The 20532-nt window shown below is 46.5% G+C and carries 19 protein-coding genes and 7 pseudogenes; 8 read left to right on the forward strand and 18 right to left on the reverse strand.

Annotation, left to right across the window (positions count from 1 at the left end):
• Positions 1–192: 192 nt before the first annotated feature.
• The 6 genes and pseudogenes from DXE35_RS00515 to DXE35_RS00530 all read right to left on the reverse strand — a co-directional run bounded on the left by DXE35_RS00515 (position 193) and on the right by DXE35_RS00530 (position 4693).
• A complete protein-coding gene (locus tag DXE35_RS00515) occupies positions 193–924 on the reverse strand; it encodes a uracil-DNA glycosylase (protein ID WP_231969888.1) in 732 nt (243 codons plus the stop codon).
• Positions 925–1203 (reverse strand): PDZ domain-containing protein, encoded by a 279-nt coding sequence (locus DXE35_RS09915; protein ID WP_231969889.1) that lies wholly within the window; start codon positions 1201–1203, stop codon positions 925–927. It lies immediately after the preceding gene.
• A 30-nt stretch (positions 1204–1233) separates the two neighbouring features.
• Positions 1234–1849 (reverse strand): annotated as a pseudogene (locus tag DXE35_RS09920) (M61 family metallopeptidase).
• Positions 1850–1897: 48 nt separating this feature from the next.
• Positions 1898–2584 (reverse strand): M61 family metallopeptidase, encoded by a 687-nt coding sequence (locus tag DXE35_RS09930; protein ID WP_231969892.1) that lies wholly within the window; start codon positions 2582–2584, stop codon positions 1898–1900.
• A 125-nt stretch (positions 2585–2709) separates the two neighbouring features.
• Positions 2710–3426 carry a DsbC family protein gene (locus DXE35_RS00525; protein ID WP_197713911.1) on the reverse strand — a complete coding sequence of 239 codons (717 nt, stop codon included), beginning with the start codon at positions 3424–3426 and terminating at the stop codon, positions 2710–2712.
• A complete protein-coding gene (locus DXE35_RS00530; protein WP_114689180.1) occupies positions 3419–4693 on the reverse strand; it encodes an FAD-dependent monooxygenase in 1275 nt (424 codons plus the stop codon). The genes DXE35_RS00525 and DXE35_RS00530 overlap by 8 nt, the downstream gene beginning before the upstream one ends.
• A 40-nt stretch (positions 4694–4733) precedes the next feature.
• Here DXE35_RS00530 and ychF point away from each other — a divergent pair, with 40 nt between their 5' ends.
• Entirely contained in the window at positions 4734–5828 is a 1095-nt protein-coding gene (gene ychF, locus DXE35_RS00535; protein WP_114689181.1) for a redox-regulated ATPase YchF, read from the forward strand.
• A 73-nt stretch (positions 5829–5901) separates the two neighbouring features.
• Here ychF and DXE35_RS00540 read toward each other — a convergent pair whose 3' ends face one another.
• The gene (locus DXE35_RS00540) at positions 5902–6150 is read right to left on the reverse strand and encodes a hypothetical protein (RefSeq protein ID WP_231969893.1); all 249 of its coding nucleotides are present in this window, start codon (positions 6148–6150) and stop codon (positions 5902–5904) included.
• A gap of 214 nt (positions 6151–6364) precedes the next feature.
• Between DXE35_RS00540 and DXE35_RS00545 the strand changes: the two genes are divergently transcribed.
• A complete protein-coding gene (locus DXE35_RS00545) occupies positions 6365–6934 on the forward strand; it encodes a hypothetical protein (protein WP_114689183.1) in 570 nt (189 codons plus the stop codon).
• Here the strand turns inward: DXE35_RS00545 and trpC are convergent.
• The 5 genes from trpC to rpe are packed head-to-tail and all read right to left on the reverse strand — an operon-like array spanning position 6915 to position 11554.
• Positions 6915–7718 (reverse strand): indole-3-glycerol phosphate synthase TrpC, encoded by an 804-nt coding sequence (gene trpC / locus DXE35_RS00550; protein ID WP_114689184.1) that lies wholly within the window; start codon positions 7716–7718, stop codon positions 6915–6917. The genes DXE35_RS00545 and trpC overlap by 20 nt on opposite strands.
• A 9-nt stretch (positions 7719–7727) precedes the next feature.
• Positions 7728–8753, reverse strand: a complete 1026-nt coding sequence (gene trpD / locus DXE35_RS00555; RefSeq protein ID WP_114689185.1) for an anthranilate phosphoribosyltransferase — start codon at positions 8751–8753, stop codon at positions 7728–7730.
• A 20-nt stretch (positions 8754–8773) separates the two neighbouring features.
• The gene (locus DXE35_RS00560) at positions 8774–9340 is read right to left on the reverse strand and encodes an anthranilate synthase component II (protein ID WP_114689186.1); all 567 of its coding nucleotides are present in this window, start codon (positions 9338–9340) and stop codon (positions 8774–8776) included.
• Positions 9324–10829 carry an anthranilate synthase component I gene (gene trpE, locus DXE35_RS00565; protein WP_114689187.1) on the reverse strand — a complete coding sequence of 502 codons (1506 nt, stop codon included), beginning with the start codon at positions 10827–10829 and terminating at the stop codon, positions 9324–9326. Before trpE ends, DXE35_RS00560 begins: the two co-directional genes overlap by 17 nt.
• Positions 10829–11554 carry a ribulose-phosphate 3-epimerase gene (gene rpe, locus DXE35_RS00570; RefSeq protein ID WP_114689188.1) on the reverse strand — a complete coding sequence of 242 codons (726 nt, stop codon included), beginning with the start codon at positions 11552–11554 and terminating at the stop codon, positions 10829–10831. Before rpe ends, trpE begins: the two co-directional genes overlap by 1 nt.
• Positions 11555–11603: 49 nt before the next feature.
• Here rpe and apaG point away from each other — a divergent pair, with 49 nt between their 5' ends.
• The 4 genes and pseudogenes from apaG to DXE35_RS11475 all read left to right on the forward strand — a co-directional run.
• Positions 11604–11978: a Co2+/Mg2+ efflux protein ApaG gene (apaG, locus tag DXE35_RS00575; protein WP_114690324.1), complete on the forward strand. Its 375-nt coding sequence runs from the start codon at positions 11604–11606 to the stop codon at positions 11976–11978.
• 130 nt (positions 11979–12108) lie between these two features.
• Positions 12109–13239 carry a murein transglycosylase A gene (mltA, locus tag DXE35_RS00580; RefSeq protein WP_114689189.1) on the forward strand — a complete coding sequence of 377 codons (1131 nt, stop codon included), beginning with the start codon at positions 12109–12111 and terminating at the stop codon, positions 13237–13239.
• A 44-nt stretch (positions 13240–13283) separates the two neighbouring features.
• Positions 13284–13925, forward strand: a pseudogene (locus DXE35_RS00585) (enoyl-CoA hydratase-related protein); the annotation flags it as partial.
• A pseudogene (locus tag DXE35_RS11475) lies at positions 13899–14059 on the forward strand (enoyl-CoA hydratase-related protein); the annotation flags it as partial. The pseudogenes DXE35_RS00585 and DXE35_RS11475, both read left to right, overlap by 27 nt.
• A gap of 20 nt (positions 14060–14079) precedes the next feature.
• On the opposite strand, the pseudogene DXE35_RS00590 reads toward DXE35_RS11475, so the two are convergent.
• The 6 genes and pseudogenes from DXE35_RS00590 to DXE35_RS00605 form a co-directional block, all read right to left on the reverse strand.
• Positions 14080–15128: pseudogene (locus DXE35_RS00590) on the reverse strand (amidohydrolase).
• Between the two features lie 56 nt (positions 15129–15184).
• Positions 15185–15901, reverse strand: coding sequence for a dethiobiotin synthase (gene bioD, locus DXE35_RS00595; RefSeq protein WP_114689190.1), 717 nt, complete (start codon positions 15899–15901; stop codon positions 15185–15187).
• A pseudogene (locus tag DXE35_RS00600) lies at positions 15894–16811 on the reverse strand (aminotransferase class I/II-fold pyridoxal phosphate-dependent enzyme). Before DXE35_RS00600 ends, bioD begins: the two are co-directional and overlap by 8 nt.
• Positions 16789–17136 carry a hypothetical protein gene (locus DXE35_RS11100; RefSeq protein ID WP_331851913.1) on the reverse strand — a complete coding sequence of 116 codons (348 nt, stop codon included), beginning with the start codon at positions 17134–17136 and terminating at the stop codon, positions 16789–16791. Before DXE35_RS11100 ends, DXE35_RS00600 begins: the two are co-directional and overlap by 23 nt.
• A 111-nt stretch (positions 17137–17247) precedes the next feature.
• Positions 17248–17400 (reverse strand): hypothetical protein, encoded by a 153-nt coding sequence (locus DXE35_RS09935; RefSeq protein WP_162784917.1) that lies wholly within the window; start codon positions 17398–17400, stop codon positions 17248–17250.
• Positions 17387–18409 (reverse strand): annotated as a pseudogene (locus tag DXE35_RS00605) (aminotransferase class III-fold pyridoxal phosphate-dependent enzyme). The gene DXE35_RS09935 and the pseudogene DXE35_RS00605 overlap by 14 nt, the downstream one beginning before the upstream one ends.
• A 256-nt stretch (positions 18410–18665) precedes the next feature.
• Here DXE35_RS00605 and bioB point away from each other — a divergent pair.
• Positions 18666–19625: pseudogene (gene bioB, locus DXE35_RS00610) on the forward strand (biotin synthase BioB); the annotation flags it as partial.
• Positions 19626–19636: 11 nt separating this feature from the next.
• A complete protein-coding gene (gene coq7, locus DXE35_RS00615) occupies positions 19637–20266 on the forward strand; it encodes a 2-polyprenyl-3-methyl-6-methoxy-1,4-benzoquinone monooxygenase (protein WP_114689191.1) in 630 nt (209 codons plus the stop codon).
• The last annotated feature ends 266 nt before the right edge of the window (positions 20267–20532 follow it).

Genomic DNA, 20532 nt, shown 5'->3' on the forward strand with positions numbered 1-20532 from the left:
GTTTAAACCTCTAAAAATCTTGATTGCCTTCTGAATTGGATTTATTTCAGCTACCGCAAGCTCGTATTTGGGGCAATACTGTGGCTTTTTCCAGTCTGCGCAAATTCTGGAGTGGGGCACTGCTATTTTTGCTTCTTGTGCACTGGCCCGTGTATTTACAGCCCTAGATAAAGAAGTCCGTCTGAGCGCCCTTTACCAGTCTATAGGGCGGCTTTTGTGTTCCGTAAGCCATTGATTGGCTATTGTGAAGTGATTGCAGCTTGCTTTGGCACCGGGTTCTAAAAAAGGCTTATCTGTTTTGTATACGCCCAAGCCTGAAGGGTGGGAGGATTGCAATACAAATTGGTCTTGGCCATTTTCAATGAGAGGTAGTTTGGATTGGGCATGACCACCCCATAGCATCCACACTAAATGTGGTCTAGCTTTAGATAGCCCGCTGATTAAATGATCAATGAGGCTTTTCCAGCCAAGGTTGGTGTGGCTACCAGCTTCACCAAGTTTGACGCTCAGGGCAGTATTTAGAAGGAGTACTCCTTGTTTAGCCCATTCGTGCAGATCACCATTGGGCAAATGACCAAAACCCTCCAACGCAAGCGCTTTGCTGATATTGCGTAGCGAACTGGGAAATTCTCGAGAGTGCACTGCAATCTCGGCAGGAATAGAAAAAGCCAATCCTTGCGCCAAGCCTGCTGAATGATAAGGGTCTTGTCCCAAAATAACTACTTTTACAGAATCTACGGGAGTAAGTTTGAGTGCTTTAAAAAAGTGTTGGGGCTCAGGTCTCACCATACTCGGATCAAGATTCAGAGCGGTGTGCAAATTCTTTTCGAGAGATTGCCAATCCGATGATTCGAAATAGTTTCCGAGCAATTCTTGCCAATCACTTGGGCTATCGTCTTTTGAAAATAAGGCTTTCAATTTCAATCAAGCATCTTTCTTTAGCGTTAATTCATATTGTGTGGGTGCTTGATAGGCTTGCAAGGAAACCATGCGCTCATGCTCAATATCGTCTCGATAAAAAGTGATGCGAGCATGGGCATTTTCAGAGAGGCTACCCAATACTTTGTCCGAGCGCGGGCTGGTAACTCGCTGTCCGTCAACGCTCGAGAGCAAGTCCCATGCTGCTAGGCCTGGGGCTTGAGCAATCCCATCATCCAGTACATGGGCGATCTTCAGCCAGCCATTTGCATCTGTATGGCGCATACCAAATTGCAACTTCAATTTTTCGAGGGTTTATAGGGTTTTTGATTTTACCACAACCCGGTTTGAGCCAATCCATTTTTGTAGCGGAATATCTTCAACGCCAAATACATAACGGGTTTGTATCCCATTCCAAAGTTTGCTAAAGCCGGCTCCTAGCAATTCAAGAATGGCTTCATCTAGGCCACCTTCCGAAATGCCATCTAAAGTGATGCCGTGCTTGCGCCAAATGAGCCGCATGAGATCATCAAGTGATTGTTTATTTTGAGTGAACGCGCGAATTTGCAAAGCAAGGCCGAGCGCTAGTAAAGCCCCCTGGCCGTAATAACTCACGACTGCATTGGGGGTGTTTTCATCGCTCTGGTAATACTTAGTCCATGCGTCAAATGAGCTGTCCAAGGCTTTGTTTCTGACGGTCATGACCGCGCAAGATGCCATTCCAATTGCCTGCAATAAGCTTTAAAGAAGTCTTGATATCAATTCGTTTACTGCGCAATAGTTGCAGATCATCGTAGTAGCTAGTAAAGCCCTCAAACAGCCAGAGTAAGCGTGTGTGATTGCGCTTTGCTAGAGCATAGGGCTGAAAAGCTTTTGGTTGAATGCGCTTAACCAACCATGCATGAAAGTACTCGTGACTGCATAAACCCAAAAACTCCCTGTAGGCAGACTCTTCAAAGAGGATATTTTCCTGCGGGATTTAATCTCGTCGACAGAGTAACGCGGTGCTATTACGATGTTCAAGGCCGCCATAGCCATTTAGTACTGCATTGACTAAGAAGAGATACTCTCCAAATGGGGCGCGCTTAGATTTGGGTTCGAAGAGATTAATAGTGGAGGTGCAAATAGCCTCAAGATCGTCCGCGCGGCGTTTAGCATAAACGATGTGATTACATCCCTGAATAGCCATGCGATGAGCAACCCCATTTGATTTCCAGTGAACCATTTGAAGCTCACCCATCGCGACAGGGTGATCAAGTAGGTCATCATAATTTTGTGCCAAATAAAAACCAAAGCCACGATCATCAGTTTTGACTGCTCTTAAGGTGGTTTGAATCATCCAATGGTCGGCAAAGGCAACTTTAGGCTCGGCAATGGCAAGAGAACAAGGTAAATGCTCTTGTCCTTTGACCGCAAGACAGAGGCTGCTTGCGTTAAAGAAGGCGCGCTCAGTATCTAGATAGGCTGCACGTACTGATGAGTCGAATGTATAAACGGTAGAGAGTACTTCTATAGGGCCATTGACTGGTGGCAAGCGCCAATGATCGTTATCAATCCGTTCGCGCGGAACTTTTTTCCTAGTGCTGTCCGCTGAAAAAGCCTCAATTGACTCTATATGCTTGCTAAAGTCCTGAATGAGATAACTGCCTGGTATCCAGGCTGGCATTTGTAAACCCCGACCCTAAGGGTCGGGGTTGGCAATATGCAGTTTGACGCGAAAGTGATGACCATGAAGGTCGACCGGCCAGACCGTATATTGAATTACAGGTAAGGCGGCAGAGTTCATGATGATTATTTCAGTGAGCTGAATTTCTTTTCGATATCAGTGATTTGTACCGCGCCAGGGAAGCGACTACCGTCAGTAAAAAATAAAGTTGGTGTACCTGTAATGCCATGGGTTTTGGCGAAAGCCATATTTTTAGCGAGGGGTGTGCTGCATTCACCTTTGCCGCTCGGTGCAATTCCATTAATCATCCAGTCAATATACGCTTTGTATTGATCAGATGAGCACCAAATTTGCTTTGATTTTTGCGCGGAATCTGGAGACAGAATCGGAATTAGGTATGTATAGATGGTGACATTGTCTAATTGCTGCAGGGATTTTTCTAGGCGCTTGCAGTAACCGCAATTGGGGTCTGAGAACACGGCTAATTGACGGCTGCCATTGCCACGGACATTTTTAATCGGATTGGCAGGGCTTAAGTCGCTCCATTTGAGGCGGTTTAAGTCTGCTTGCCTTTGTTCGGTAATATTTTTACCGCTCGTGAGTTCAATAATTTCACCTTGAATGAGGTATTTTCCAGAAGCATCGGTATAAAAAATATCGTTACCGACTAATACTTCATATAGGCCAGAAACCGGTGCTGGAGAAACACTTTTTACTTTGGCATTGGAGCCTAGCTTTTTTTGGATTTCAGTTTTTATTTGTTGCTCTGGTTGGGCGTGAGCTGGTTTGACGCAAAGCAGTGCGGCACCAATAAAAGCCATCGTGGATAAAAATTTATTCAAAATCAATTTCTCCTAAAGCGCGTTCAATTAAGCGCTGTTTAATAAAGTGGCTTCTATTCACGAGGCCTAATCCCCAGTTACGAAGTTGTCGTTCAGTGTTGCTGCTCGCGGAAAATAATTTCTTGAGTTTATCGGTGACCCATAAAAGCGCGCTAGTGTCACCCTGCCGTTGTCGTTCATAGCGACGCAGTAAGACGAGATCGCTTGGTGAGCGGAAGGATTCTCGTTTGCCAAAAATATTCAGTAAGACTGCAACATCGCGTAGCCCTAAATTAAGCCCTTGGCCAGCCAGCGGGTGCATGACATGGGCTGCGTCGCCAATGAGAGCCGCCTTTGGATGGGTATCTGGACCTATAAATCGTTTGGCCTGAATTTTGCACAATGGGAAGGCAGCCGGTGTTGAGTTGAGAGTCAGCTCACCCAATTGTTTTGCAACCGTACCGTTAGCAATGGATGAGAATTGGTCGAGCCATTGCGTTTGGTCGAGCTTTAATAAATCCGCTGCACGCTCAGGGGATGTAGACCAAACCATGGAGACTTGTTTTCCTGGCAATGGCAGCATGGCGACAATATCACCGCCTGGCAAGAACCACTGGAATGCAGTTTCTAAATGCGGGTAGGTGCAAAGCCAATTGGCGACGACTGCGCTTTGTGAATAGCTTTCTTTGCTGGCACGAATACCAAGCGCATTGCGAATGGGTGAGTTTGCGCCATCAGCAGCGATGACTAGTTGTGCCCGAATACTGTCGCCATTCTTTAAATGCAGTGTGCTTCCTTCGGCATCTACATTGATCTTTTCTACGACATCGCTAATGCACTCTAATTTATTTTGAAAGCGAGAGGCTTGGTCAATCGTGTGCTCAATTAAATTCGATTCTCCTATCCAAGCAAGTTGTGGCGTTCCCGCCTCAAATGCGGAAAGGTGGAGTTGATCATTTTTTTCACCACGATCACCATAAATCCGCATATCCCGGACCGGTTGTAGGCGGCTGTGATCAAGAGCGTCCCAAATTTGTAAATGGGCTAGTAATTTTTGGGTGCTTGGGGAAAAAGCGTAAATTCGTTGACCCCATTGACTGCCCTGTGGGCTGGGGATGTTTTGGCCTAAATCGGGGGCGATTTCTACGGTTTGCAGACCAAGTTGGGCTAGACCTAGGGCGCAAGCCTTACCAGTAATGCCTCCGCCAACCACCACAACGTCTGCTGTGCGCATTTGGGCGGTATGGCCTGTAGATTTGGGCAAGTGATTTGCGTGAACTTCTGACATAACTCGATGATATCGAAACCAGCCCCTTTACAATAACGCTATGTCTTTGAAATGTGGCATCGTCGGCCTGCCTAACGTCGGCAAATCTACCCTCTTTAATGCGCTTACCAAGGCTGGGATCGCAGCGGAAAACTATCCTTTCTGCACGATTGAGCCCAATGTAGGCGTAGTTGAGGTTCCTGATCCCCGTCTAGCCGCCTTGGCTGAGATCGTCAAGCCGGAGCGTATCCTGCCAGCAGCCGTCGAATTTGTCGATATCGCTGGCTTGGTGGCTGGCGCCTCTAAAGGTGAAGGTCTTGGCAATCAGTTCTTGGCCAATATTCGTGAAACGGACGCCATTACCCATGTGGTGCGGTGTTTTGAGGATCCAAACGTGATTCACGTCGCGGGAAAAATCGATCCTATTGCTGATATCGGCGTGATCGATACCGAATTGGCGTTATCTGATTTGGCAACGGTTGAAAAAACCTTAAAGCGCTCAAGCAAGGCTGCAAAGTCTGGCAATGACAAAGAGGCTGCTGCTCTGGTCGCAGTTCTGACTAAGGTGCAAGCGCATTTGGATTCTGCGCAGCCAGTGCGTAGCCTAGATTTAAGTGACGATGAAAAATTATTGATTAAGCCTTTGTGTTTGATTACCGCTAAACCGGCGACGTATGTTGCGAATGTGAAGGAAGATGGCTTCTCAAGCAATCCGCATCTCGAGGCGGTGAAGCAGCATGCCGCAAAAGAAAATGCTCCGGTTGTGGCCGTATGTGCTGCGATTGAGGCGGAAATCGCCGCCTTGGATGAGGCCGATAAGAGCGAGTTCCTAGCCGACTTTGGTATGGAAGAGCCCGGTTTAGATCGCGTGATTCGTGCAGGGTATGCATTGCTCGGCCTGCAAACTTATTTCACTGCCGGTGTTAAAGAGGTGCGTGCGTGGACCATTCATCAAGGTGATACAGCTCCTCAAGCCGCTGGTGTAATTCATACTGACTTTGAGCGTGGCTTTATTCGCGCGCAGACAATTGCTTATGATGACTTTGTTCAGTTTAAGGGTGAATCGGGTGCCAAAGAAGCGGGCAAGATGCGCGCTGAAGGTAAAGAGTACGTTGTTAAAGACGGGGATGTGCTGAACTTCTTGTTCAACGTCTAAGAATTCCGTCTGAAGCAAATAAAAAAGCCCTGAACAGGGCTTTTTGCTTATGCGCTTGAAGGCAATTGTTTTTTTAAATGGCTTTGGCGGCCTTTTCTAGGCGCTTAGACATTTCTTCATAGCGTTTTACAGCCATCTTGGTAGGAAGCACCTCTTTTTTGCGGCCACCTCCATTAGCTGCCATTTTGATGTAGCCCATCGCGCTGAGATTTTTTAAGCGACCATGTAAGGTGGCTTGTGATCCTAAGCCGGCGATAGAAATAATGTCACCAACCAAAATAGCTTGTTTTGCATGGGCACACACAACAATCTTATCGAGCAAACTTTCTTCTATGGAGTCTAGCTTCTTCCCCGGGTTGATGCGATCTATGGCATCAATCAGGTTCAGAAACTTGATGTAAGACGCAGTTTTTACAGTGGATATATCTCTGACGTTTGTTGAGTGCTAGCTACAGGGTTAATATAACTGTATTCCCTAGGCACGATTTTAGCAATTGACCCATATCAATTAAAACAATTAATCCATACTGATAGTAATGTCTCAATTATTCGCAATGTCTACAGAATGGCTTATTGAGTGTGCTATCAGTGCGGTGGCGTATGCTTTTCTGTTTTATTTCAATGGCTGGATAACAAGCAGTCTAGTTTTTGGTCTGGGTTTTAGTGGGATTTATCTTCCTGCTGGATTGCGCTTATTTCTGACATCGATTTTCGGTTTGCCGGGAGCTCTTGGAATTGTCTTTGCTTCATGCTTGATTAGCTATTACGGCGACTTTCCGCATGAATTCACTACCTGTATCGGTGTTGGGTTGATTTCCGGATTTACACCTTATTTAGCTCGATTTTTTGTCTTTAGCAATCTTCGTCTTGAGTCCGATTTAAGTAATCTGCATTTCCCAAAACTGATTGCTTGTATTTTGATTTATTCCTTGCTTTCTGCTGGGCTACATCAATGGTGGTTTTCTGCTATGTCTCTAGAGGATGCCGGCAGCGTCAATCATTTCCTGGTGATGTTTGCGGGGGATGTGCTGGGTTCCTTGCTTTTGATCTCTTTGATCAAATACTGCTTAGATCTTTTGAGGAAAGTTAGAAGAACAGCTCACTAAGGGCTACGCCTGGATCGGCCGCGCGCATAAAGGCTTCACCCACCAAGAAGGCGTTTACCTGGTTGTCACGCATCAACTGAACATCAGCCCGACCGAGTATTCCCGATTCAGTTACCAAAGTCTTATCCTTTGGGACCATTGATAGGAGCGAGAGGGTGATTTGCAGTGTTACTTCAAATGTCTTGAGATTGCGATTATTGATTCCAAGCAATGGCGTCTTTAGTTCGAGCGCTTGTTCTAATCCTGGTGCGTTATGAACTTCGACTAAGACGTCCAAACCAAGCTCATGCGCGCAAGCCTCTAGCTCTTTCATTTGATTGAGCTCTAAACAAGCTACGATCAATAGGATTGCGTCTGCTCCAATCGCACGGGCTTCATAAACTTGGTACGGGTCTATGGTGAAATCTTTGCGTAGCACTGGAATATTGCAGGCAGATCGAGCCTGCTGAAGAAAGTCATTGCTGCCTTGAAAGTATTCAACATCCGTTAGGACGGATAAACAGGCGGCGCCGTGATGTTCGTAAGATCGAGCAATCTCTGCGGGTATGAAGTTCTCACGCAACATCCCTTTGCTTGGACTTGCTTTCTTGATTTCGGTAATGACTCCTGCCTTGCCAGTGGAAATCTTGTTTTGAATGGCTTGGATAAAGCCTCTTGGCTTTAGAAGAACATCCTTATTGTTTGCATCCGCTTGCTCACGCTGATTGGCAAGCGATATTTTCTGCAGGCAATGCGCAACTTCAATCTTTTTGGTGGCAACAATTTTGTCGAGAATATCGCTCATGGATGTAATTTACTTTGACTGGGTTGCTGCAACAAATGCATCTAGTTTTTGACGAGCAGCGCCTGAAGCAATGGCTGCTTTTGCTAATGAAATACCGTCGGCAATATCTTTAGCTACTCCGGCGACATGGAGCGTAGCGCCTGCATTAAGACAAACAATATCACTTGCAGGGCTTGGGTTGCCATCAATCACATCTAGGACAATTTTTTTAGACTCTTCAGCCTTGGCTACCTTAAAACTATTGGTGGGCGCTGCACTTAAACCAAAGTCTTTTGGGTGAATTTCATATTCGCGCACAATGCCATCTTTGAATTCACCAACTAAGGTAGGTCCTTCTAGGGAAATCTCATCAAGTCCATCACGCCCATAAACCACTAGGGCATGTTCCATGCCGATGGCCTGCAATACGCGAGCCTGAATGCCTACAAGGTCGGGATGAAAGACGCCCATCAAAATACGTTTGGCGTCAGCGGGGTTGGTGAGCGGCCCTAAAATATTAAAGATGGTCCGTACGCCCAGTTGCTTGCGAATAGGCACTACGTTTTTCATCGCGGGATTATGATTTGGGGCAAACATAAATCCTGCGCCTACCGTTGAAATGCATTTGGCGACTTGATCGGCGGATAGCGCTAGATTGACGCCAAGCGCTTCCAGCACATCAGCGCTGCCAGATTTGCTACTGACGCTGCGATTGCCGTGTTTGGCAATTTTTGCCCCCGCAGCTGCTGCGACAAACATTGCCGCGGTAGAGATATTAAAGGTGTGCGCTCCATCGCCGCCGGTTCCGACTACGTCTACTAAATGGCTGCGGTCATCGACTTGAACCGCGGTAGCAAACTCACGCATCACTTGTGCAGCCGCAGCGATTTCACCAACAGTCTCTTTTTTGGTGCGCAGGGCGACCAATAATCCGGCAACCAGCTCGGGCGGCATTTCACCACTCATGATGAGCCGCATCATATCTGTCATTTCATCATGAAAGAGTTCGCGATGTTCAATGCAGCGTTGTAAGGCTTCTTGCGGAGTGATTGGCATAGCGCTGTAATTAAGGTGAATTACTTATTTAGTAGGAAATTCTTGAGCAAAGCATGGCCACGCTCGGAAAGAATGGACTCAGGATGAAATTGCACGCCTTCGACAGCGAGTTCTTTATGGCGCACACCCATAATTTCTCCGTCGGAGGAGGTTGCCGTCACTTCTAATGCTGCAGGCAAAGAGCTTTTCTCGATGGCTAGGGAGTGATAGCGGGTTACTTTAAATGGATCGGGTAAATTTTTAAATACGCCAACACCCGTGTGATGGATGCTATCGGTTTTGCCGTGCATGACCTTTTGAGCACGAATGATTTTGCCGCCAAATGCTTCGCCAATCGCCTGGTGTCCCAGGCAAACCCCCAGAATGGGAACTTGGCCTGCATAGCGTTGAATGGTTTCAACGGAGATGCCTGCCTCAGCTGGGCTGCATGGTCCTGGTGAGATGCAGATGCGCGCAGGGTTGAGCTTGGCAATATCGTCAACGGTAATTGCATCATTACGCAATACTTTTACCTCTTCACCCAGTTCTGCAAAATACTGAACGAGGTTGTAAGTAAATGAATCGTAGTTATCAATCATTAGGAGCATCAAGTCCTCCTTGTACTAGATCTGCCGCAGTAAGTGCCGCGCGTGCTTTAGCTTCAGTTTCTTTCCATTCGGCAGTCGGGTCAGAGTCGGCGACCACGCCAGCCCCAGATTGTGAATGCAATATGCCATCACGGATAACGCCGGTACGAATAGCGATAGCCACGTCCATATCGCCAGAGAAGGAGAGGTAGCCAACCGCACCACCATAAACACCCCGTTTCACAATTTCCATCTCATCAATGATTTCCATCGCGCGAATTTTTGGAGCGCCAGATAAAGTGCCCGCAGGGAAAGTGGCTCGCAATACGTCCATATTGCTCATATTGTCTAAAAGATCGCCTTCTACTGAGCTGACAATGTGTTGAACGTGGGAATACTTTTCAATAGACATTGAATCAGTTACTTTCACTGATCCTGTTTTAGCAATGCGACCCACATCATTGCGCGCTAAATCAATCAGCATGACGTGTTCAGCGATTTCCTTGGGATCCGCTAAGAGTTCTTTAGCCAGGCGCTCATCTTCCTCAGGGTTCGCTCCACGCGGGCGAGTGCCCGCCAGCGGGCGTATCGTGACAATTTTCTCAGCAGCGCGTTTTTCCTGGCGCACCAGAATTTCAGGGGATGAGCCCACGATTTGCATATCGCCAAAGTCATAGAAGTACATGTATGGCGATGGATTGAGAGAGCGCAGGGCTCTGTAGAGCGACAGCGGAGAATCAGTAAACGGTTTGCTAATACGTTGACCAATCACCACCTGCATGCAATCACCCGCCAAAATATATTCTTTGGTTTTCAGAACGGCGGTTTCAAAATCGGCAGCTTTAAATTTGCGAATCAGATCTGTTTTAACGCTTGGTAAAGATGCGGGCATATTCGCTGGATTACCAAGGCAAGTCATTAATTCTTTTAAGCGTGCTTGCGCTTTTTCAAAGCTGTCACTAACGCTAGGATCTGCGTAAACAATGAAGTAAATTTTTCTAGCCACGTTATCAAGCACCGCCAACTCTTCAGTTAACATCAATTGAATATCTGGGACGCCCAATTCATCGGGTAGTTGATGTTTCTCTAAACGGGATTCGATATAACGAACAGTGTCATAACCAAAGTAACCGGCGAGACCACCACAAAAACGCGGCATATCTGGTTGCAAAGCAACTTTAAAGCGTTTGAAATAAGCGTCTACAAAATCTAATGGATTGTCGGTGTTACTTTCAACTACGTTTCCATCGGTGACGACTTCGTTGATGGGTGAGCTGGGTGTGCCTACGGTTCTGACGATCGTCTTGGCAGGCAGGCCAATAAAGGAGAAGCGGCCAAAACGTTCACCACCCAATACAGACTCGAGTAGGTAGGTATTTTTCTTTCCAAAGGCTTGACTGAGTTTGACGTAAAGCGAAAGCGGAGTGTCAAGATCTGCTAATACCTCTTTTACAAGGGGAATGCGATTGAAACCCTCTTTAGCTATGGTATTGAATTCTTCGGGTTGCATTAGGATTTTCCTGGCTTTCCTAATTCAGTGCGCATCGCGTCAATCACTTGCTTGTAATTATCGTTTCCGTAAATGGCGGAGCCCGCAACAAAAGTATCGGCGCCGGCCTGGGCTACTTCTGCAATATTGTCGACTTTGATTCCACCATCCACTTCAAGGCGAACGTATCTACCGGTCTCAGCGTGATAGCGATCCAGGCGCGCACGCACTTGAGCGATCTTATTCAGGGTGCTTGGGATAAATGATTGACCGCCAAACCCTGGATTCACTGACATGAGTAAGACGAGATCAATTAATTCCAAGGTGCGATCCAGATGATCCAGTGGAGTTGCTGGATTGAATACCAGTCCTGTTTGGCATCCTTGATCGCGAATTAAATTCAATGTGCGATTGACATGAGGACTCGCCTCAGGATGAAAGCTAATTAAATTGGCGCCAGCTTTGGCAAAATCAGGAACGATGCGATCAACTGGTTCTATCATGAGATGCACATCAATTACTGCCGGTTTGCCATCTTTATGGGCATAAGGGCGAATGGCCTCACACACTAAAGGGCCAATAGTGAAATTGGGTACATAGTGGTTGTCCATTACATCAAAGTGAATCCAGTCGGCGCCCGCCACTAAAACGTCCTGCACTTCCTTGCCTAGACAGGCAAAGTCAGCGGACAAAATCGATGGGGCGATCACAAATTGACTGTTTGAGGATGATTTTTGGCTTTCCATCCCTAGATTCTAGCTTGCAGTTGGCCTTAGGATGGAGCAGAATTGGACCATGAATCCCCATGAAATGAGCATTACGGTCAAAGCCCAGTACCTTCCTGAGCAATCTGACCCCGATAATCGCCAATTTGCCTTTGCGTATACCGTCACCATCCGCAATACCGGGATGGCCAGTATTCAGCTGATTGGCCGCCGTTGGTTCATCACCGACGGGGACAACGATGTCCAAGGGGTTCGGGGTTTAGGGGTTGTGGGGCAGCAGCCGCTGCTACGTTCTGGAGAGCATTTTGAGTACACCAGTTTGGCTACTCTGCCCACCCCTGCTGGAACTATGCGCGGGGAATACTTCTGTGTCACTGAAGATGCGAAATTCTTTCAAGTTCCCATTCCAGAATTTGCTTTAGTAATGCCGCGCACTTTGCATTAACGCAGGGCGGTAACAATGCTATTTTTTGCCTTTGCCTGTCCAGAGAACAATAAACAACAAAAGTCCCAAGGCAACAATGCCTTCGAAGGCAAACAGTAGCATTGGGTATTCATCGAGTAAATTGGCGATCATGATTTCTAAATTTAAATTTGTTTCATTAAGTGTATTCGCATTCGTGCTAGCTAGTTTAATTATTGGATGCTCTACACCGCCTACTCGTGGCACTGGATATCGCTCAAGTGGCTCCGGTGCCTCACCATCAGGCTACAGTTCTTCGATTGCCAGTTTTAGCGCCGTCTCTTGGCAAGCGTTGCCTGGCTGGCAAGAGGATGATTTAACTCAGGCTTGGCCTGCGTGGTTGAAAAGTTGTGATGGTTTGCGTAAGAAAAGTGGTGAGCTTAATTGGCGTCAGGTGTGCGCACAAGTGAGTAATGTTTCAGGCTCCGACACCCAATCTATTCGTAAATATTTTGAGAGCAACTTTCAAGTGTATGAAATTCGCACTAGCTCTGGAAGTGATATGGGCTTCATGACTGGCTATTACGAGCCAGTAATGAATGGCTCACTCACCCGCACCAGTATTTATAACGTGCCGCTCTATGGCTATCCGAATGCTTGGCGTAAATCGCAACCCAATCCAGGCCCAAGCCGCGCTGACTTGATGAGTTCTGGTATTTTGCAGGGCTCTGAAATTGCCTGGGTGGAACACCCTGTGGCTGCGGCATTTATGCAAATTCAAGGCTCTGGAAAAATTCGCCTTGATGACGGGCGTATTTTGCGTCTTGGTTTTTCGGGAACAAATGATCAACCATTTAAGTCATTTGCCCAATGGTTGTTAGATCGAAAAGAAATTACGCGTAGTGAAGCGACGATGCAAGGTATCTCGCAATGGGCCAAACGCAATCCCGATCGCGTGAATGAAATGTTGAATGCCAATCCCCGCTTTGTTTTCTTCAAAGAGTTACCTGGTAATGTGGCTGCAGATTTGGGGCCGAATGGGGCTTTAGGAGTTCCGCTTACTAGCGAGCGCAGTATCGCAGTAGATTTGCAAGCTTTACCTCTAGGGGCTCCGGTATTTTTGGCGACGACCAAGCCCTTAAGTACGCAACCATTGCAGAAACTGGTGATGGCGCAGGATACCGGCAAAGCGATTGTGGGAGGCGTTAGAGCCGACTATTATTGGGGGTCAGGGGATGCTGCTGGAGAGATGGCAGGTCGCATGAAACAAAATGGCAGGATGTGGTTGTTGCTGCCACGTTAATTCAATATCTAACCGAAAGAGAGTCATGAGCTACAAAGAGAGTCATGAGCTACAAAACAATTTTGACTGAAGTCGATGGCAAGGTTGCCACCATTACTTTGAATCGCCCTGAAGTATTGAATGCGCTGAACGATCAACTAATGGAAGAGCTGGGCGCAGCGCTATTGGCTTTTGATGCGGATGACAATATTGGCTGCATGATTACACTGGTAGTGAAAAAGCATTTGCTGCGGGCGCGGATATCGCTTCCATGGCGAAATATGGCCTAAAGGATGGCTATCGAGGTGACTTGATTACCCGCAATTGGGAAGAAATTAAAAAAAGTACGTAAGCCAGTGATTGCTGCTGTTTCTGGATACGCTCTTGGCGGTGGTTGCGAGTTGGCCATGATGTGCGACACCATCATGGCGGCAGACAATGCGAAGTTTGCTCAACCTGAAGTAAAGCTTGGCATCATTTCTGGTGCTGGCGGTACACAACGTTTACCGCGCGCAGTTTCTAAAGCAAAGGCAATGGATTTAGCTTTGACGGGTCGGATGATGGATGCGGCTGAAGCTGAGCGCTCTGGTTTGGTTGCGAGAATCTTTCCTCAAGCGGATTTATTGAAAGAGGTAAAAGCAATTGCAAAAGGGATTGCTGATATGCCTTTATTGACCGCGATGATGGTGAAGGAAAGCATCAATACGGCGTATGAAACTACTTTATCTGAAGGCATTCATTTTGAGCGCCGCCTCTTTTATGCTTATTTGGTATGCATGATCAGAAAGAGGGTATGGCTGCGTTTATGGAAAAACGTCCAGCCAAATTTACGAATTCTTAAAAACGGCTATTTAAAAGAATTTAGTTTTTTTCCAGCAAGCGTTGAGCTAGTTTGACCCAATAGCTCGCGCCTACTGGAATCAAAGAATCATTAAAGCCATACGAGGGATTGTGGAGATGGCATGGCCTAATGCCATGACCTACTGAGCGATGATCGCCATCGCCATTACTCAGGAATACGTAGCAGCCTGGTTTTTCCAGCAACATAAACGCAAAGTCTTCTGCTCCCATCGTTGGGTCTATGGTGCTATTGACATTCTGCTTGCCAACTAATTCGCTCATAACCTCAGTGGCGCATTCCACTTCATTGGCGTGCTTAATGAAGGGTGGTAGTTACTGGTTTCACCCGCATGAAATTGGGTGATAGATAAAACGGCGGCGTCTACTGGGCGTTTATTGCGCGTGATGATGCTTTGTAAAGCAAGTACCACTTGGGCGCCAGCAAACACGGGGTCAGCGCTGTTGTGAGGTAGGGCTGCTGCCCACCTTTCCCTGTGAGGGTGATTTCAAAGATATTGCTTGAAGCTATCATTGGGCCAGGGTTAACGCCAAAATGACATTCTGTCAAACCGGGCCAATTGTGTAAGCCAAATATCGCGTCACATGGAAACTCTTTGAAGAGTCCAGCTTTAATCATTTCGTTAGCGCCAGCGCCACATTCTTCTGCCGGTTGGAAAATAACAATCACCGTGCCTTTAAAGTCGGGATGATTGGATCAATACTGCGCGGCACCGAGCAGCATGACAGTGTGACCATCATGGCCGCAAGCATGCATTTTTCCTGGATTTTTCGAAGCATGCGCGAAGTTGTTGTGTTCTTGCAGTGGCAATGCATCCATATCGGCACGCAGGCCAATCATCTTGCCTGGCCCCCAAGTCGCCATCTAAGCGACCAACAACCCCTGTTTTTCCCATACCGCGGTAAACCGTAATTCCCCAGCTGGAAAGCGCTTCCGCTACCAGGTCGGCTGTGCGATTTTCTTCGAAGCGTAACTCAGGGTGCGCATGAATATTGCGGCGAATTTCTTGAATGGCTTCTGCTGATTCGGTAATTTCTGGGATTAAATGCATTCCTTCATCTTATCCGACAGTCTTTTGAAATGCCCTCCAATTCAAATGAGTGTGGATTATTTCTGCGGTAATTGAATGTGCTTTGCAGCAAAAGTAAGTGCCTCAATGGAATAGGGGCTATTAATGGCTTTTGCAAGCGCTTTTGGAAGCGTAGGAATAAGCCCTAGAAAAGGAATATCCATTCTGAGTTTCAGAGTCTGCAAATTTTCTTGAAGACGTGGCATTTCTTCTGAAAGAGTATTGGCTACCCATCCTGCAATTTGAAGATTACGCGTTTTGATTGCTTCGAGCGTTAAAAGGGCGTGATTGATGCAGCCTAATTTCATGCCTACAACCAGGATAATCGGTAAATCAATTGCTTTTGTGAATTCACCCAAGTCTTCCGTTTCATTTAGGGGAACGAGCAAACCGCCCGCCCCTTTAGCCACAACGCAATCTGCGCACGTTTGAATAGTTTGAAAAGCCTCCGTCATCACAAATTGAAGCCCAACTTCTTGAGCCTGTGCCACAAGATGGAGGGCTGCTGCTTGATTAAGTACATAAGGGCACAAACTCACTTCGTTGGAGCTGAAGTGTGAGGCAATGCGCAAAGTTTCTAGATCTTCATTCTGGGTTTCGCCATGCGCATTTTGATAAGTTCCTGCGACTACAGGCTTAAAACCAATCGTTTTAATTCCTTGTTCGCGCAATTTCAAAATCAGTGCGCCACTCACTAAAGTTTTGCCAACTTCGGTGTCGGTGCCAGTGATAAAGAAACCATTAGCCTTACTCATGAGTAGCCTCAATGACAGTCTGCTCAATTTTTTGTAAAGTCGTGATGAGCCGACGTAAATCTGACTCACGGTGATTAGCAGAACAAGTGATGCGTAATCTCGCACTTCCATTGGGTACGGTGGGCGGACGCATGGCTGGGATCCAATAACCAGCCTCATCTAGTAATTTGGCTGCCAGCAAGGCATTAGCGTTGCTACAAAAAATAACAGGCTGAATAGCGGTGCAAGAAGGCACTTTTTCCCATCGGGAAAAATGCATTTCATCTTGTCAGATGCGAATGAGTCGATTAAGTTGAGTGCGACGACTGCTTCCCTCGGCTCCCTCGATGATTTCTAAGCTTTTACAAAGAGCATTGGCTATCGCTGGTGGCGTTGCTGTGCTGTAAATAAAAGGACGACCCTTTTGAATCAGCCATTCAATCAAGGTTTGATCTGCACAAACAAAAGCGCCGCTGACACCGGCAGCCTTACCAAGGGTGCCGATATACACGATACGATTGGAACAGATATTTTCTTGCTACAAAATGCCATGCCCATGTTTACCTAAAACTCCGCAGCCATGCGCATCATCCACCAAGAGAAATGCATCGTATTTCTCCGAAAGATTTAATAATTCTTTAATAGGAGCTTGATCGCCATCCATGCTAAATACGCCATCGGTCACGATGCTCTTTAGGGGATTTTTATCAATCTGAAGTGATTCGTTTAAAGAATTGACTTGTGTGTGATCGAACAAGGTAACGCTTGCTTGAGTTTGCGCGGCCGCTAAACGCATGCCATCAATGAGAGATGTGTGATTGAGTTTTGCAGAATAAATGCTCGTGGAGTTTTGTGGCGCAAGTCTTGCTAGTGCTGTAATGGCTGTCATATTGGCGAGATAACCCGTACTAAAAAAACAGGATGCGCGCATTTGGTATGTGTTGCTCTTGAAAAGCGGTTAATTTTTTTTCAAGCAGCTCATGAGCCACACTGTGACCGCTAATCAGATGGGAAGCTCCGCTACCAACCCCATACTTTTGGCCGCCTGACGCCAGTGCTGCGACTAAATCGGGATAGTTTGCTAATCCCAGATAGGCGTTTCTGCAAAATGCTTTTAGCTCTCGCCCCTCAAGAAATGCTTTGGTATCGCAGGGAGATTCAATGGCCTTGAGTTTGCGTTTCAGTAACTGCGCATCAAGATCCGCAATTTGTTCTTGCGCTAAATGCAGTGCCTTAAATGGGTTTGCAGAGCTCATGATGCCAAGGTCTTCTCAAGGGCGAGCTGTACAGCGGAACCTAACTGTACGGTTTCTTCTGACGACAAAATATAGGGGGCATGACATAAATCGTATTACCGATAGGTCTAATCAAGGTCTAATCAATACTCTCTTTTCTAAACTATTAGCAAACATCGTACGCGCAAATGTTTTGGAGTCTTTCAGGCAGTCATCTTTAACGTCGAAAGCCAAGATCATGCCTTGTTGTCGCCAGTGCTCAATGCGAGCATCAGTTTTCGCCAAAGCAAATGCCTTGGCTAAATCTTTTGAGCGCGCAATATTTTTTTTCTAGCACCTGTTCAGTCTCGAAACTTTCAAGACAAGCTAAAGCTGCCGCGCAAGCAAGTGGGTTGCCAGTATATGAATGAGAGTGTAAAAACCCTTGCTGAGTTTGATCGCCATAAAAGGCTTGATAAATGTTATCAGTGGTAAGGCAAAGCGATAGCGGTAGATAGCCGCCACTGATGCCTTTTGATAGCGTTAAGAAGTCTGGATGCCCGCATATTCGCAGGCAAAGAACTTACCGCCGCCCGCAACCAACTGCGATTTCATCGGCTATCAGATGTACTTCATAGCGATTGCATAGCTCTCTTACTAGACGCAGGTATTCGGGAGAGTACATGGCCATTTGTCCAGCGCATTGCACCAAGGGCTCCATAATCACAGCAGAAATATTGTGATGTTCTCTTGCCAATAATTCTTCTAGTTTTTTAGCGGCATACTTTGCTACATCTTCCGCATTCTCTCCGGTTTTTGCTGTGCCTGCGTCTGGCGAGGTAATCGTGAATACATCTTGTAAGAGTGACCCATAAGCTTCCCGAAAGATTGCTACGTCAGTTACCGATAAGACGCCAAGTGTTTCGCCGTGGTAGCCATTTTCTAAGCAGAAAAATTTTTTCTTTTGTGGCTGTCCATGGAGTTGCCAATAGTGATGACTCATTTTTAGCGCAATCTCTACAGCGGATACGCCATCAGATGCATAGAAAACATGCCCTAAATGATGATCGGTTAATGCGGAGAATTTTTCAGACAACTCCACTACTGGTGGATGAGTAAATCCCGCGATCATGACATGCTCAATTTTTTCTAGTTGTTCTGTAATTGCGTGATTGATGCGTGGGTTGGAGTGACCAAAGAAATTGGTCCACCAGGAGCTAATCGCGTCCAACAAGGCATTGCCGTTTTCGTCATATAACCAAGCCACTTTACCTTTGGTAATAGCAACTAGCGGAAAAGACTCATGGTGCTTCATCTGAGTGCAGGGATGCCAAACAGCGGCGAGGCTGCGATCAACGAGGGGGCTTGATTTAAATCAGAAATAACCTTCATGTTTGATATTTGACCACTAGTTTTTCCAATTTCAGACCTGTATCTGTTATGTTTATGCCCTGAATCCACCTAATTTCTGGAATTTACCCATGCAGGATGCTCAAACCGTTGAAAAACCCTTAACCCAATTCAAATCGAAGGCTGATTTGCATTAGGGCGCAAATGCGGAGACAGGAGCTGCTGGAGAGTGGTCGGTAGCCCAGATTGAAGCTTTATTTGCGCTGCCTTTCAATGAGTTAATGCTCAGGGCCCAAGAAACCCATAAGGCATATTTCCCAGAAGGGGATGTGGAATTGGCTACCTTGCTATCCATTAAGACGGGTGGCTGTCCCGAAGATTGCGGTTATTGTCCTCAATCGGCACGTTATGACACGGATGTTAAGGCTGAGAAGTTAATGGGCCTGGAAGAGGTTTTAGAGGCTGCTAACGCAGCTAAAGCAGCCGGTTCGAATCGTTTCTGTATGGGTGCTGCTTGGCGCGAACCTAAAGACCGCGATATTGAAAAAGTCACCGCCATGATCAAAGGCGTTAAGGCTTTGGGTCTGGAAACTTGCGCGACCTTAGGCATGCTGGAGGCTGATCAAGCCCAGGCTTTACAGGAAGCCGGCTTAGACTGTTATAACGATAATTTAGATACCAGTGAAGATTTTTACCGCTCTGTGATTTCCACCCGAGGTTACCAAGACCGCTTGGATACGATTTCTAATGTCCGCGCCGCAGGCATGTCGGTTTGTTGCGGTGGAATTGTCGGTATGGGTGAGTCCAGAGAGCAGCGGGCCGCATTCTTGGCGCGTTTGGCCAATTTGAGTCCTTATCCAGAGTCTGTGCCCATTAATCATTTGGTGCCAGTTTCAGGTACACCATTAGCCGAGCAAAAACCTTTGGATCCATTGGAGTTTGTCAGAACCATCGCGGTTGCTAGGATCACCATGCCCAAGGCTCGCGTGCGCTTATCAGCTGGTCGCCAAGAGCTGGGGAGAGCTGTTCAGGCCATGTGTTTCTTGGCTGGTGCCAACTCCATCTTCTATGGTGAGCAACTACTCACTACCGGTAATCCAGAGGCAGCACAAGACCGCGCACTCTTGGCGGAGTTGGGTTTAAAGACCAAGCAAAGCTGTAAAGCAGAGGTTCTGGTTTAGTGTGTCCTGCAATGTCTCCGATAGATCGTTTTATTCTGGAGTTTGATACCGCCCTTCGATCGGTAGTCGGGGGCGCTAATGCTCAAAGACCTACTCCGGGATCTGAGTTTGCGAATCATTCTGGCCTAGATGCCGCTGAACGAAAATATGCGGCAGGTCTTATGCGAGTCAATCATGTTGGTGAGGTTTGTGCGCAAGCGCTTTATCAATCACAAAAGTTAGTCGCGCGTAATCCAGAAATTCAAGAGATGTTGGATCACTCCGGTCAAGAAGAAATGGATCATCTTGCATGGTGTGAAATTCGATTGCAAGAGCTTGGTTCACACACGAGTTATCTCAATCCACTTTGGTACGCCGGATCCTTTGCAATCGGCTTGGCAGCAGGCTTGGCGGGTGATAAGTGGAGTCTAGGTTTTGTTGCTGAAACAGAAAAACAAGTTGAGAATCATCTGGAAAGTCATCTAGAAAAATTGCCAAAAGAGGACCAACGGTCTCGCGCAATTGTTCATCAAATGCGCATCGATGAAATTGCCCATGGGCAAGCGGCGAAAAATTTAGGTGGTATGAATTTGCCGGAGCCTGTTCAAAAAATGATGCAGGCGATTTCTAAAGTAATGACGACTACTGCTTACAACATTTAGAATTGAAATGGGATTTAATTCGTTAAATCTATTTCTGATTAATGTAGATATTTTTGTAGCATATTACTGTTTTTAAATACAGCATATTTAGGGGTAATCTAGCCAAACAGCTAAGATCTGTTCTTAAGTATATTTTCCAAGCCATTGTTTCCATTAGCTATTTTATTAACACCATTTTCTGAACACACGACGCTAAGTGTTTGTAAACACTAGAGAAATTCCTAAAAAAACTCCTAAAAACACTTGACCCTCTTAGGGTGACCCTC

The organism is Polynucleobacter necessarius (assembly GCF_900095215.1).
Classification (GTDB): domain Bacteria; phylum Pseudomonadota; class Gammaproteobacteria; order Burkholderiales; family Burkholderiaceae; genus Polynucleobacter; species Polynucleobacter necessarius_H.

Bases quoted from the DNA above. Each gene is read 5' to 3' on its own strand.
- apaG (WP_114690324.1), top strand. From the start codon at position 11,604: ATGAATCCCCATGAAATGAGCATTACGGTCAAAGCCCAGTACCTTCCT.
- rpe (WP_114689188.1), bottom strand. From the start codon at position 11,554: ATGGAAAGCCAAAAATCATCCTCAAACAGTCAATTTGTGATCGCCCCA.
- DXE35_RS09930 (WP_231969892.1), bottom strand. From the start codon at position 2,584: ATGCCAGCCTGGATACCAGGCAGTTATCTCATTCAGGACTTTAGCAAG.
- coq7 (WP_114689191.1), top strand. From the start codon at position 19,637: ATGTCTCCGATAGATCGTTTTATTCTGGAGTTTGATACCGCCCTTCGA.
- mltA (WP_114689189.1), top strand. From the start codon at position 12,109: ATGATTTCTAAATTTAAATTTGTTTCATTAAGTGTATTCGCATTCGTG.
- DXE35_RS09915 (WP_231969889.1), bottom strand. From the start codon at position 1,203: ATGCGCCATACAGATGCAAATGGCTGGCTGAAGATCGCCCATGTACTG.
- trpE (WP_114689187.1), bottom strand. From the start codon at position 10,829: ATGCAACCCGAAGAATTCAATACCATAGCTAAAGAGGGTTTCAATCGC.
- DXE35_RS11100 (WP_331851913.1), bottom strand. From the start codon at position 17,136: ATGAGCTCTGCAAACCCATTTAAGGCACTGCATTTAGCGCAAGAACAA.
- DXE35_RS00560 (WP_114689186.1), bottom strand. From the start codon at position 9,340: ATGCTCCTAATGATTGATAACTACGATTCATTTACTTACAACCTCGTT.
- DXE35_RS00530 (WP_114689180.1), bottom strand. From the start codon at position 4,693: ATGTCAGAAGTTCACGCAAATCACTTGCCCAAATCTACAGGCCATACC.
- bioD (WP_114689190.1), bottom strand. From the start codon at position 15,901: ATGAGTAAGGCTAATGGTTTCTTTATCACTGGCACCGACACCGAAGTT.
- trpD (WP_114689185.1), bottom strand. From the start codon at position 8,753: ATGCCAATCACTCCGCAAGAAGCCTTACAACGCTGCATTGAACATCGC.
- ychF (WP_114689181.1), top strand. From the start codon at position 4,734: ATGTCTTTGAAATGTGGCATCGTCGGCCTGCCTAACGTCGGCAAATCT.
- DXE35_RS00545 (WP_114689183.1), top strand. From the start codon at position 6,365: ATGTCTCAATTATTCGCAATGTCTACAGAATGGCTTATTGAGTGTGCT.
- trpC (WP_114689184.1), bottom strand. From the start codon at position 7,718: ATGAGCGATATTCTCGACAAAATTGTTGCCACCAAAAAGATTGAAGTT.